The 12,280-nt window shown below is 68.2% G+C and carries 11 protein-coding genes; all 11 read left to right on the top strand.

All coding sequences use genetic code 11. From position 1 onward, the window contains the following. The first annotated feature begins 100 nt into the window (after positions 1 to 100). The 11 genes from CCO03_RS14440 (at position 101) to ada (ending at position 12,197) form a co-directional block, all read left to right on the top strand. The gene (locus tag CCO03_RS14440) at positions 101 to 985 is read left to right on the top strand and encodes an HTD2 family dehydratase (protein WP_087282167.1); all 885 of its coding nucleotides are present in this window, start codon (positions 101 to 103) and stop codon (positions 983 to 985) included. A 110-nt stretch (positions 986 to 1,095) separates the two neighbouring features. Beyond that, positions 1,096 to 2,259, top strand: coding sequence for an acyl-CoA dehydrogenase family protein (locus CCO03_RS14435; RefSeq protein WP_087282165.1), 1,164 nt, complete (start codon positions 1,096 to 1,098; stop codon positions 2,257 to 2,259). 198 nt (positions 2,260 to 2,457) lie between these two features. Further along, positions 2,458 to 3,645 (top strand): CaiB/BaiF CoA transferase family protein, encoded by a 1,188-nt coding sequence (locus CCO03_RS14430; RefSeq protein ID WP_087282163.1) that lies wholly within the window; start codon positions 2,458 to 2,460, stop codon positions 3,643 to 3,645. Positions 3,646 to 3,675: 30 nt separating this feature from the next. Further along, positions 3,676 to 4,053 (top strand): hypothetical protein, encoded by a 378-nt coding sequence (locus CCO03_RS14425; protein ID WP_157667696.1) that lies wholly within the window; start codon positions 3,676 to 3,678, stop codon positions 4,051 to 4,053. Further along, positions 4,050 to 4,820, top strand: coding sequence for an alpha/beta fold hydrolase (locus tag CCO03_RS14420; protein ID WP_087282159.1), 771 nt, complete (start codon positions 4,050 to 4,052; stop codon positions 4,818 to 4,820). Before CCO03_RS14425 ends, CCO03_RS14420 begins: the two co-directional genes overlap by 4 nt. A 111-nt stretch (positions 4,821 to 4,931) precedes the next feature. Beyond that, a complete protein-coding gene (locus CCO03_RS14415) occupies positions 4,932 to 6,290 on the top strand; it encodes an MmgE/PrpD family protein (RefSeq protein WP_087284732.1) in 1,359 nt (452 codons plus the stop codon). Beyond that, positions 6,290 to 7,174 carry an HpcH/HpaI aldolase/citrate lyase family protein gene (locus CCO03_RS14410; protein WP_087282157.1) on the top strand — a complete coding sequence of 295 codons (885 nt, stop codon included), beginning with the start codon at positions 6,290 to 6,292 and terminating at the stop codon, positions 7,172 to 7,174. Before CCO03_RS14415 ends, CCO03_RS14410 begins: the two co-directional genes overlap by 1 nt. 157 nt (positions 7,175 to 7,331) lie before the next feature. Continuing rightward, complete coding sequence (locus CCO03_RS14405) at positions 7,332 to 8,321, top strand: tripartite tricarboxylate transporter substrate binding protein BugD (protein ID WP_087282155.1); 990 nt, start codon at positions 7,332 to 7,334, stop codon at positions 8,319 to 8,321. A gap of 276 nt (positions 8,322 to 8,597) precedes the next feature. Further along, a complete protein-coding gene (locus tag CCO03_RS19865; protein ID WP_157667695.1) occupies positions 8,598 to 8,828 on the top strand; it encodes a hypothetical protein in 231 nt (76 codons plus the stop codon). A 201-nt stretch (positions 8,829 to 9,029) separates the two neighbouring features. Further along, on the top strand, positions 9,030 to 10,421 hold the full coding sequence (locus tag CCO03_RS14400; protein WP_087282153.1) for an amidase: 1,392 nt from the start codon (positions 9,030 to 9,032) through the stop codon (positions 10,419 to 10,421). A 615-nt stretch (positions 10,422 to 11,036) separates the two neighbouring features. Then, positions 11,037 to 12,197, top strand: coding sequence for a bifunctional DNA-binding transcriptional regulator/O6-methylguanine-DNA methyltransferase Ada (gene ada / locus CCO03_RS14395; protein ID WP_087284730.1), 1,161 nt, complete (start codon positions 11,037 to 11,039; stop codon positions 12,195 to 12,197). Positions 12,198 to 12,280: the final 83 nt, after the last annotated feature.

Below are 12,280 nucleotides of genomic sequence, written 5' to 3'. Positions count from 1 at the left end.
AAACCCGAATGAAAATCGACTGAGGTTTAGGAAATTTCGAAACCTGCGTTCCAAATTCCGCCATTGTGCAAGCGTGAAAAAGTCGTCACCATGCACGCCCATGAACACCACCGCCGACGTTCGCAACCTCGATGCCGACACCCTTGCGCATTTGCAGCAATGGGTGGGCAAGTCTCAAACCCAGCACGACACCGCTGCGGCTCCGGCCGTGTCCGGCCTGTCGGCCACGCTGGATCGCGATGACCCGGCGCCCACCACGGGCACCGAAGTCGCGCCACTGGGCCACTGGCTGTACTTTCTGCCGCAGGCGCTGCAGCGTGAAATCGGGCCCGATGGCCACCCGAACCGGGGCGGCTTCATGCCGCCCGTGCCGCTGCCGCGCCGCATGTGGGCCGGCGGCCGCCTGAGCTGGGAAGAGGGCAACCGCCTGAAAGTAGGCGATGCGATCACGCGCACCTCCACCATCGAATCGGTCACGCACAAGGCCGGCCGCACGGGCGATCTGCTGTTTGTCGTGGTCAAGCACGTGGTGTCCAACGCGCAAGGCGTGTGTGTGACCGAGGAGCAGGACATCGTCTACCGTGCTGCGGCTCAGCCGGGTGACAAGGCGCCCGCGCCCACCATGGCCGAGACCGGCGCACCGTGGCGCCGCGAGATCGTGCCCGACCCGGTCATGCTGTTCCGCTACTCGGCCTTGACCTTCAATGGCCACCGCATCCACTACGACCGTCCCTACACCACGCAGGAAGAAGGCTATGCCGGCCTGGTCGTGCACGGTCCGCTGATTGCCACGCTGCTGACCGACCTGGTGCGCCGCCATGCGCCCGATGCCTTCATCAAGCGCTTCGCGTTCAAGGCCGTTCGCCCGACGCTGGACATCAACCGCTTCTGGGTCAACGGTCAACCCGATGGCAAGGCCGTCAAGGTCTGGGGCAATGACCACGAAGGCGCGTTGACCATGCAGGCCACCATCGAGCTGGCCTGACAAGCTGACCTTATTCCAGGGCAGTATCGGGCGTTGATCGTCTGATTGACGGCGGAATGCCGTGCATACTGCCTTGCACTTACTTTTGATACAAGACTTCCGGATTCACCATGTGCGCTGCTGTTGCCGACAAATACCAAGACATTCGCGATGCCGTGCGCGGCCTGTGCGCCGAGTTCCCTGACGAGTACTTCCGCAAGGTGGACGAAGCCCGTGCCTACCCCGAGCAGTTCGTCGACGCCCTGACCAAGGCCGGCTGGATGGCCGCGCTGATTCCGCAGGAGTACGGCGGCTCGGGTCTGGGCCTGACCGAAGCCTCGGTCATCATGGAAGAAATCAACCGTGCGGGCGGCAACTCGGGCGCCTGCCACGGCCAGATGTACAACATGAACACGCTGCTGCGCCATGGCTCCAAGGCGCAAAAAGAGTTCTACCTGCCCAAGATCGCCACCGGCGAATGGCGGCTGCAGTCCATGGGCGTGACCGAACCGACCACGGGCACGGACACCACCAAGATCAAGACCACGGCCGTGAAGAAGGGCGACAAGTACGTCATCAACGGCCAGAAGGTGTGGATCAGCCGCATCCAGCACAGCGACTTCATGATCCTGCTGGCCCGCACCACGCCGCTGGCCGAGGTCAAGAAGAAGAGCGACGGCCTGTCGATCTTCATGGTGGACCTGCGCGAAGCCGAGAAGAAGGGCATGACCGTGCGCCCCATCCTCAACATGGTGAACCACGAGACCAACGAGCTGTTCTTCGAGAACCTCGAGATTCCCGAAGAGAACCTGATCGGTGAAGAAGGCAAGGGCTTCAAGTACATCCTCGACGGCCTGAACGCCGAACGCACGCTGATCGCCGCCGAGTGCATCGGCGACGGCTACTGGTTCATCGACCGCGTGAGCAAGTACGTGAAGGACCGCATCGTGTTCGGCCGCCCCATTGGCCAGAACCAGGGCGTGCAGTTCCCCATCGCCGAAAGCTACATCGAGGTGGAAGCCGCCAGCCTGATGCGCTGGAAGGCCTGTGAGCTGTTCGACGCGCACCAGCCCATGGGCGCCGAGGCCAACATGGCCAAGTACCTGGCCGCCAAGGCCAGCTGGGAGGCGGCCAACGCCTGCATCCAGTTCCACGGCGGCTTCGGTTTCGCCTGCGAATACGACGTGGAGCGCAAGTTCCGTGAAACGCGCCTGTACCAGGTGGCCCCGATTTCGACCAACCTGATCCTGAGCTTCGTGGCCGAGCACGTGCTGGGCCTGCCGCGCTCGTTCTGAGCCGGCGTGCGCGCCCCCGGCCTGATCCGCGCGCGGCAGGCGTGGGCGGCGCGCAGCAAGGTGGGCCGCTGTGCGGCCGCCGCCTGCGGGCGACCAGGCCGTGACCTTGGGGCCCATCAAGCAGTCAGCCTGTTGGCCCAAAGGGGTATGCACGGGTTGCCGATGATATTTTGTGTTTGACAGACGGATACTGGCATCATGACCAAACCTCGTCCCCTTGACGGCATCACCGTCGTTTCCCTGGAACACGCGATCGCCGCGCCGTTCTGTACGCGTCAGCTGGCCGACCTCGGCGCGCGCGTCATCAAGGTGGAACGTCCGGGCGTGGGCGACTTCGCCCGCGCCTACGACACGCGCGTGAACGGCGAGGCCTCGCACTTCGTGTGGACCAACCGCAGCAAGGAAAGCCTGACGCTGGACCTGAAGAACCCCGACGCCATGGCCGTGCTGAACGAGCTGCTGGCCGGCGCCGACGTGCTGGTGCAGAACCTGGCACCCGGCGCCGCGGCCCGCATGGGCCTGTCGTTCGATGCGCTGCACGCCAAGAACCCGCAGCTCATCGTCTGCGACATCTCGGGCTATGGCGAAGACGGTCCGTACCGCGACAAAAAGGCCTATGACCTGCTGATCCAGTCGGAAGCGGGCTTCCTGTCCATCACCGGCACGCCCGACACGCCGAGCAAGGCCGGCAACTCCATCGCCGACATCGCCGCTGGCATGTACGCCTTCACCAGCATCCAGTCGGCGCTGCTGCTGCGCGCCAAGACGGGCGAGGGCAGCCACATCGACGTCTCCATGCTCGAGTCGCTCGGTGAGTGGATGCAGTACCCCATGTACTACGCCTTCGAGGGCCAGACGCCGCCGCCGCGCACCGGCGCCTCGCACGCGTCCATCTATCCCTACGGCCCGTTCCCGGCCGGCGACGGCGGTTTCGTGATGCTGGGCCTGCAGAACGAGCGCGAATGGAAGGCGTTCTGCGACGTGACGCTGCAGGACCCGGCGCTGGCCACCGACCCGCGCTTCGACGCCAACGCCAAGCGCAACGCCAACCGCGCCGAGCTCAAGGCCCTCATCGACGAGCGCTTTGCCAAGCTGACAACGGCCCAGGTCGAGGCGCGGCTGGACGAGGCCAAGATTGCCAACGCCCGCATGAACGACATGGCCGGCCTGTGGGCGCACCCGCAGCTGCAGGCGCGCGGCCGCTGGACCGAGGTGGGCTCGCCCGCCGGCACCATCCCCGCGCTGCTGCCGCCGGGCCGCAACAAGGCCTTCGACTACCGCATGGACGCCGTGCCGGCCGTGGGCGAGCACAGCGCCGCCATCCTGCGCGAGCTGGGCCGCAGTGATGCGCAGATCGAGGCGCTGAAGGCCAGCCAGGCCATCTGACGCCGCACCCGCCGGACCATGGAGCACCGCATGCGTTCTGACGCCGTGCTGACGCTGCTGCACACGCAGCAGGTCGCGCGGGTCGATCCATTGCATGCCGTGCACCCGGACCCGGCCGAGCGCGAGCTGACGATGAAGCGCCAGCTGGATCACGCCGTGGCCTGCTTGCGCCTGTGCGAACAGCACCAGATCCACCCCGACGCCCGCGTGCACGTGCTGCCTTGGCCGGGCACGCACTTCGGCGGTGTTGTGCTGACCGAGGTGGACGAAGCCGATCAGCCGCTTGACACGCCCGTGGCCGCGACGGACGGCACCGAGCTGCATTTGAATGCAGGCGACCTGGTCCTCCAGCAAGACCCTGTGTTCGCGTTGCCTGCGCTCGCCCGCGCAGAAGGAGACCCGCGATGACCACCTCGGCCAAGCCGACCTTTGTGCTGCTGCACGGCGCCTACCACGGGGGCTGGTGCTGGCGCGACGTGGCCGCACGCCTGCGCGCCGCCGGCCATGCGGTGTTCACGCCCACGCAGACTGGCGTGGGCGAGCGCGCGCACCTGCTGAGCCGCGACATCGCCATCGACACCTTCGTCGACGACCTGGCCAACGTGCTGCACTTTGAAGACCTGCACGACGTGGTGCTGGTGGGGCACAGCTTTGGCGGCAACGCCATTACCGGCGTGGCCGACCGCATGCCTGAGCGCCTGCGCCACGTGGTCTACCTGGACGCGATGATTCCGGTGGCCGGCCAATCGGTGCTGAGCACCATGCCCGCGCACGTGGCCGCCAAGGTGCGCGATGCCGCGCAGGCCAGCTCGGGCGGCGTGTCCATGGCCGTGCCGGCCGTCAAGTTCTTCGGCATCAGCGACGAGGCCCAGGCCGCCTGGGTCAGCGCCCGCTGCACGCCGCACCCCTTGTCGACCTACGACACGCCGATCACGCTGAACCACCCGGTGGGCCATGGCGTGCCCTGCACCTACATCGCCGTCACGCCGCATTTCGCGCCCACCAGCGTGTCGCGCGACCAGGCCCGGGCCTGGGCCGAGCAACACGCGCAGGCCGCGCCGGCCGCGGGGCAGTCGCGCTGGCACTATGTCGAGATGGCGGCCGGGCACGATGCCATGGTCACGCACCCGGCCGAGTTGAGCGCGCTGCTGCTGAACGTGGCTCAGGGCACCTGAGCGCGACAGCCTGCCGGATTGAAAGTTAACCCAGTATGACCCTGTTCCCGTTGATTGAAAAACGAGAATGCCACCATACTGCCTTTGATGTTTGTTGATGGATTGAACACCATGACCGCAACCCAAGACCTGGCGCGCTTTGCCGCCGAACTGAAATTCGAGGCCATTCCGGCCGACGTGGTGGCCAAGATCGAAGACCTGCTGGTCGACTGGTTTGGCTCGGCGCTGGCGGGCCATGGCTCGCGCCCGGTGGCCAGCATCACGAAGTTTGCGCTGAGCCAGGGCCCGGCCGACGGTCCGTCCGAGGTGATGACCACCCGCGGCAGCACCAGCCCCTACGTGGCCGCCATGTGCAACGGCGCCGCCTCGCACGTGGCCGAGCAGGACGACGTGCACAACGGCTCGGTGTTCCACCCGGCCACCGTGGTGTTCTCGCCTGCCGTGGCCGTGGCGCAGGCCATCGGGGCCAGCGGCAAGCAGTTGCTGGCCGCCAGCGTGGCCGGCTACGAGGTCGGCATCCGCGTGGGCGAATTCCTGGGCCGCTCGCACTACCGCATCTTCCACACCACGGGCACGGCCGGCACGCTGGCGTCGGCCGCGGCGGTCGGCAACCTGCTGGGCCTGTCGCCCGAGCAGATGAACCACGCCCTGGGCTCGGCCGGCACCACGGCCGCCGGCCTGTGGGAATTCCTGCGCACCGCCGCCGACAGCAAGCAGCTGCACACGGCGCACGCCAGCGGCGCGGGCCTGATGGCGGCCTACCTGGCCAAAGACGGCTTCACCGGCGCGGCCGACATCCTGGACGGCCTGCAGGGCATGGCCAAGGGCATGTCGACCGACTCCGACGTGAGCAAGCTGAACGACCGCCTGGGCACGCGCTGGGCCACGGTGGAAACCTCGTTCAAGTACCACGCCAGCTGCCGCCACACCCACCCCGCGGCCGACGCGCTGCTCAAGGTGATGAAGGACAACGCCCTCAAGATCGACGACATCGTCAAGGTCACCACGCGCGTGCACCAGGGTGCCATCGACGTGCTGGGCCCGGTGGTCAACCCCAGCACCGTGCACCAGTCCAAGTTCAGCATGGGCACCGTGCTGGCGCTGGTGGCGCAGTACGAGCACGCCGGCCTGGCCGAGTTCGACGACCATTTCCAGGCCGCGCCCACGGTGGCCTTGCGCGACAAGGTCGAGATGGTGCTGGACCCCGAAGTCGATGGCGCTTACCCCGCGCGCTGGATCGGCAAGGTCACGGTGCAGACGGCGGACGGCCGCACGCTGGACGGCCGCGTCGACGAGCCCAAGGGCGACCCCGGCAACACGCTGAGCCGCGACGAGATCACGCAGAAGGCGATTCGTCTGGCGACCTACAGCCAGGGCGCCACCGAAGCCGAAGCGACCGCCGCCGTGGCCGCGCTGTGGAACATCGCCAGCTGGCCCCGCGTCGGCAAGCTGATCGGCGGGGGTGCGTGATGAGCGCGGTCACCCCCATCCAGCGCGCCGCCGGTCACCCGCTGGCGGCCATCGCCTCGCTGCTGTTCGTGCCGGGCAACCGGCCCGAGCGCTTTGCCAAGGCCCTGGGCGCGGGCGCGGGCGCCGTCATCGTCGACTGGGAAGACGCGGTCGCGCCTGACGACAAGGTCCTGGTGCGCGGTCACTTCGTCCAGGCCGTCGAGGCCTTGCCGCCCGCCGATCGCGCCCGCCTGATGGTGCGCATCAACGCGCCCGGCACGCCCTGGCACGACGACGACGTGGCGGTGCTGCCCGACCTCGTGAAGCTGGGGATCACCTCGGTGGTGCTGCCCAAGGCCGAAGACCCCGCCGACATCGACCGCGTGGCCAAGGCCATGGGGCCGGCCGGCGCCATCTGGCCCATCATCGAGTCGGCTGCGGGCCTGGACAACGCCAAGGCTGTGGCCGAGTCGCCGCAGGTGCTGCGCCTGCTGTTCGGCGACCTGGATTTCCAGGCCGATCTGGGCCTGTCCTGCGGCCCTGACGGCCCCGAGCTGTATGCGCCGCGCATGGCCGTGGTGCTGGCCGCGCGCCTGGCCGGCCTGCCGGCGCCGTTCGACGGCGTGTCGTCCGAAACCAAGGACATGGCGGTGGTGCAGGCCCAGGCAGAGCGCGCGCTGCGCGGCGGCTTTGGCGGCAAGCTGTGCATCCACCCCGCGCAGGTCGCTGCCGTGCACACGGCGTTTGCACCCACGCCCGAGAAGCTGGCCTGGGCGCACGCCGTGCTGGACGGCTTCGCCAAGCACAAGGGCGGCGTGTTCAACCTGAACGGCAAGATGGTGGACGCACCCGTCGCCAAGCTGGCCGAACAGATCGTGCAGCGCGCACGCGGACTGGGCCTGTGATGGCCGGGGCGCAGCGCCTCTGAACGCGGGTTTGTCCCGCGTTTCAATCCCTCCTGGGCTGGGCACAATGACCCGGCCGACTGGCCAGTGACCCTGGCCTTTTTTGTGTCTGCGGGCTTCGTGAGAACCTTGCGCGGCCCCGTTTTCAGGAGACGTGATGAAGCGCAAGACGTTCCAACTTCAAGGCGCGGTGCTGGCCGGTGTGTGGGGCCTGATGGCCTTGAACCCGGCGTGGGCCGACACCTTCCCCTCGCGGGCGGTGACGGTGTCGGTGCCGTTCTCGGCCGGTGGTCCGACCGATGTGGTGGCCCGGCTGCTGGCCGTGCCCATGAGCCGCGAACTGGGCCAGACCGTGCTGGTCGACAACGCGGTGGGCGCCGGCGGCACCATCGCCTCGGCCAAGGTGGCCCGCGCCCAGCCCGACGGCTACACCGTGCTGCTGCACCACATGGGCATGGCCACGGCGCCGGCGCTCTACCGCAAGCTCAGCTTCGACCCCCTGAAAGACTTCGAGTACATCGGCCAGGTGCTGGATGTGCCCATGACGGTGCTGGGCCGCAAAGACTTCGGGCCCAACACGCTGGCCGAGCTGCAGGCCCATGCCAAAGCCCAGGGCAAGGCGATCACGCTGGCCAACGCCGGCCTGGGCGCCGTGTCGCACCTGTGCGGCCTGATGTTCATGAGCGCCCTGGGCACCGAGCTGACCACCGTGCCGTACAAGGGCACGGGCCCGGCGCTGAACGACTTGCTGGGCGGCCAGGTCGATCTGCTGTGCGACCAGACCACGCAGACCGTGCCCTACATCCAGGACAAGCGCTTCAAGGCCTACGGCGTCACCACGCTCAAGCGCCTGCCGGCCATCCCCAGTGTGCCCACGCTGGACGAGCAGGGCATGAAGGGCTTCGAAGTCAAGGTCTGGCACGGGCTGTACGCGCCCAAGGGCACGCCCAAGGCGGTGGTCGACCGGTTGAACCAGGCGCTCAAGGTGGCGCTGGCCGACCCCATGGTCCAGAAAAAGCTGGGTGAGCTGAATGCCGAGATTCCGTCGCCCGACAAGGTGACGCCCGAAGGCCTGCGCAGCCATCTGCAGGCTGAAATCAGCAAGTGGGGCCCCATCATCAAGAAGGCCGGCATCTACGCCGATTGAGGCCAGGCGGGTCAGCCGGGCGCCCAGGTGCGGTGTGGCGGGGCCTGGCCATGGCCCATGACGAAGGGCGGGGCGTGCCGTGAATCCGCAATCGCCTTGCTCAAACAGAACAGCATGGGTCTTTTGTCTCGGTTCCCTCGCGTTTGAAACGGATGAACGCCTGCTCAGACTGTTACCCGGTGCTGCCTGAAATCCTGAAGCGAATGAATTTTCAGCAACGAGTGTAAGTGCCAATGCGGGAGAGGATTGATTGCTGCATAAATATGAGAGTCATTTTTGAAAATGAAATACTTATCTGGTGAGAAAATACAAGTGGGTGATGTTGTCAGCCTTGGCGGGGAGGCGGTTGGAGTTGTGGTTTTTGATTATGAAAATGGAGAATTTCTCCCTGGGTTTGAAGACTGGTCTGGTTTGGGGGGTGGCGTTTTGGTTGAGTCAAGGCAACTTGGCGTAATTCATTATCCGGAGCCTGATATAGACCTGAATTTGATTTCCAGAGCCAATTGACGATCTAAGTGAACAGCTGAGTTTGTTCATGCGACTTTCTCGTCGTTCAGGTGATCGGCATTGCCCTGCATGACCGACCAGGCGCATGGGGCGGCGATCTCCCTTGCTCCGCCGCGCTGACGCCTGCGCGTCACCTGCGGCGCAGCGCGCACCGGCCCGCGCCTGCACAGTGCCCCGTTTCAACGCCAACAGGAGACTTGCATGACCCAGCCTTTGTACGCCCTGAGCGCCCAGGATCTGTTGACGCAGTACGCGCAGGGCGCGCTGTCGCCCGTCGAGGTGACGCGCGCCGTGCTCGACCGCATCGCGCAGTGGGAGCCGCACGTGCAGGCCACCTATGCGCTCGACGCCGATGCCGCGCTGGCGCAGGCGCGGGCCTCGGAGGCGCGCTGGCGGGCGAAGGCGCCGCAGGGCCGGCTCGATGGCGTGCCCGTCACGCTCAAGGAAAACATCCGCACCCGTGGCGTGCCCACGCCCATGGGCAGCGCGGCCACGGTGCTGTCGCCGTCTCCCGACGACGCGCCCGCCGCGGCCCGCCTGCGCGAGGCAGGCGCCGTCATTGTCAGCAAAACCACCATGCCAGACTTCGGCTTCCTGCCGGCGGCGGCGTCCAGCTTCCACCCCCTCACGCGCAACCCGTGGGACCTCTCGCGCAACACCGGGGGCTCCAGCTCGGGCGCGGGCGCGGCCGTCGCGGCCGGCTATGGGCCGCTGCACCTGGGGACGGACATCGGCGGCTCGGTGCGCATCCCGGCGGCGTTCTGCGGAGCGGTGGGGCTCAAGCCCAGCCAGGGCCGCGTGCCCGTGGACCCGCCGGCCAACGCCCGCTGCATCGGCCCACTGACGCGCACCGTGCGCGACGCCGCGCTGCTGATGCGCGAAATTGCCCAGCCCGACGCCCGCGATTACCTGAGCCTGCCGTCCGCCGACTTGCCCTGGCTGAACCTGGACCTGTCGGTGAAGGGCCTGCGCATCGGGCTGTGGACCGACCCCGGCGCGGCCTGGTCCGTGGACGAGCCCGTGCTGCAGGCGGTGCTGGCGGCCGCACGCGTGTTCGAGCAGGCCGGTGCCATCGTCGAGCCCTTGGCCGAATGGGTGGCGCCCGAGGTGCGCCAGGGCATGACGGGCTTTTTCTGCATGCGCGCGCGCGTCGAGCTGGCGGCCATGCCGCCCGAGCGGGCCGCCAAGGCCGCACGCTACTACCAGCAGGCCGCCGAGTACGCGGCCCGCATGACGCCCGAAGACAGCTTCCGCGCCTTCACGCTGTGCCAGGCCATGGCCGAAAGCACGGTCAAGGCCACGCAGCCCTACGACTTCGTGCTGTCGCCGGTGTCCGCCGGCCTGCCGTTTGCCGCCGATGCCATCCGCAGCGACAAGGCACACCCGGGCCGCGACCCGCACTTCACCAGCGTGTTCAACCAGTCGGGCCAGCCCGCCGTGTCCATCAACTGCGGCTACTCGCCCGAAGGCCTGCCCATCGGCCTGCAGATTGCCGGGCGTCGGTTCGACGACGTGGGTGTGCTGCGCATGGCGCGCTTCTGGGAGCAGGCCTCGCCGGTGCCCACGCGCTGGCCCGAGCCGCCTGCGGCCTGATGCCAGCCCCGTGCAGCGGGCTGCGCCGCGTTGCGCGGCTGGGCCTGGGTGTCGGCGGCTTGGGCGTCTGGTGATGGGCTTCAACGTTGATCGAATGGCAGTATGGTGAGGTTGCCGTTCATGTTGAAACGAGCGCGGCTGCATACTGTCCTGACGCCTGACGCCTGACGCCTGACGCATCGAGTCGGATTCGGGGGCGCCGTCGTCCCATCTCACTGTGATTCGAACGCCCCTCTGTCCTGTGACGTGCGTCCGTCCACCGGGAAGATCCTGGTCTGCAACAGCGGCCACCCATGAACTGCAGTTCGCACGGCGAGCGCCACGCGCGGCGGGTGAGGGTGCTCATGCGCTGCCGCTCGTGTGACACCGCCTGCGTGTTCGGCGCGGCTCGCAGCCTGGCTCCAGCCTGGGGCTCGGTGCAGCGGCCCAGGCCCGCGTTCAGCCGGCTGCGGCTTGGCAGGTCGAGCAGGCCACGTGCCACCGGCCGAGTTCCAGAGGGTGACGAGCATCCGCCCCGGAATCGACCGCCTCGAATTCAAGCGCAAGAAACCGATGTTGCCGGTGCCCGCTCCGGCCTAAGCTGTGGCCACGTTCATGCTTTGCCTGGTCCTGACCATGACCCCACGTTCACCTCAGCCCTTGTCGCCGCCGGCCCTGGCGGTGCGCCCGCAACAACCCGATGACACCGACCGTGCCGCCGACGCCCACCAGCGTGCGCCTTACGCCAGCGAGGCCGCGCGCTGGCAGGCCGTCTGCGAACGCGACGCCGGGGCCGACGCGCACTTCGTCTATGGCGTGCGCACCACGCGTGTCTATGCGCGGCCCAGTGCCTTGGCGCGCCGGCCCCGGCGCGAGAACGTGGTCTTCTTCGACTCGGCACAGGCGGCCGAGGCCGCGGGCTACCGCGCCAGCCGGCGCCACCAGGCCGACCAGAGCGCGCGTGCCGCCGATCGCGCCGCGTGGGTGGCGCAAGCCTGCCGCCTCATCGAGCAGACGGGGCCGACCGACACACTGCCGTCGTTGGCCGAGCTGGCTGCACAGGCCGGCTTGAGCGCGCACCACTTCCACCGCGTGTTCCGGGCCGAGACCGGGCTCACGCCCAAAGCCTATGCGGCTGCCCACCGCGCGCGCCGCCTGCGGCAGGCCTTGCTCGACGACGCGCGCGTCACCGATGCGATCTACGACGCCGGGTTCCAGTCGAACAGCCGGTTCTACGACACCGTGGGCCAGCGCCTGGGCATGGGGGCACGGGCCTTCCAGGCCGGTGGCACGGGCGTGCAGATCCACTTTGCGCTAGGGCAGTGCGCCCTGGGGGCCATCCTGGTGGCGCAGAGTGCGCAGGGCATTTGCGCGATTGCACTGGGCGATGACCCCGAGCTGCTGCTGCGCGAGCTGCAGGACCAGTTCCCGCGTGCCCAGCTGGTGGGCGGCGACGCCCACTACGAGCGCCTGGTGGCCCAGGTCGTGGGCTTTGTGGAGGCGCCGCAGCTGGGCCTGAACCTGCCGCTGGATGTGCGCGGCACGGCGTTTCAGGAGCGCGTGTGGCAGGCCTTGCGCGAGGTGCCGCCGGGCAGCACGGTGAGCTATGCCGAGATCGCGGCGCGCATCGGCTCACCGCAGGCCGTGCGCGCCGTGGCCCAGGCCTGCGCGGCCAACCGCCTGGCCGTGGCCATCCCGTGTCACCGCGTGGTGCGGCGCGACGGCGCCCTGTCCGGCTACCGCTGGGGGGTGGCGCGCAAGCGCCTGCTGTTGCAGCGCGAGGGCGCGCTGGCCTGACGTGACCAGGCGCCGGCGGGCGCCGGCAACATTCAGCCGCCCGCGCGCCCGGGCACCTGAGCACAGGCTGCCTGCAGTACCGG

The organism is Comamonas serinivorans (assembly GCF_002158865.1).
GTDB classification, from domain to species: Bacteria; Pseudomonadota; Gammaproteobacteria; order Burkholderiales; family Burkholderiaceae_C; genus Comamonas_E; species Comamonas_E serinivorans.
This window is presented reverse-complemented; position numbering and strand designations above follow the sequence as displayed.

Excerpts from the sequence above, each read along its gene's own strand:
- CCO03_RS14405 (WP_087282155.1), top strand. The coding sequence starts at position 7,332 with ATGAAGCGCAAGACGTTCCAACTTCAAGGCGCGGTGCTGGCCGGTGTG.
- CCO03_RS14410 (WP_087282157.1), top strand. The coding sequence starts at position 6,290 with ATGAGCGCGGTCACCCCCATCCAGCGCGCCGCCGGTCACCCGCTGGCG.
- CCO03_RS14425 (WP_157667696.1), top strand. The coding sequence starts at position 3,676 with ATGCGTTCTGACGCCGTGCTGACGCTGCTGCACACGCAGCAGGTCGCG.
- CCO03_RS14435 (WP_087282165.1), top strand. The coding sequence starts at position 1,096 with ATGTGCGCTGCTGTTGCCGACAAATACCAAGACATTCGCGATGCCGTG.
- CCO03_RS14400 (WP_087282153.1), top strand. The coding sequence starts at position 9,030 with ATGACCCAGCCTTTGTACGCCCTGAGCGCCCAGGATCTGTTGACGCAG.
- ada (WP_087284730.1), top strand. The coding sequence starts at position 11,037 with ATGACCCCACGTTCACCTCAGCCCTTGTCGCCGCCGGCCCTGGCGGTG.
- CCO03_RS14420 (WP_087282159.1), top strand. The coding sequence starts at position 4,050 with ATGACCACCTCGGCCAAGCCGACCTTTGTGCTGCTGCACGGCGCCTAC.
- CCO03_RS14440 (WP_087282167.1), top strand. The coding sequence starts at position 101 with ATGAACACCACCGCCGACGTTCGCAACCTCGATGCCGACACCCTTGCG.
- CCO03_RS14415 (WP_087284732.1), top strand. The coding sequence starts at position 4,932 with ATGACCGCAACCCAAGACCTGGCGCGCTTTGCCGCCGAACTGAAATTC.
- CCO03_RS14430 (WP_087282163.1), top strand. The coding sequence starts at position 2,458 with ATGACCAAACCTCGTCCCCTTGACGGCATCACCGTCGTTTCCCTGGAA.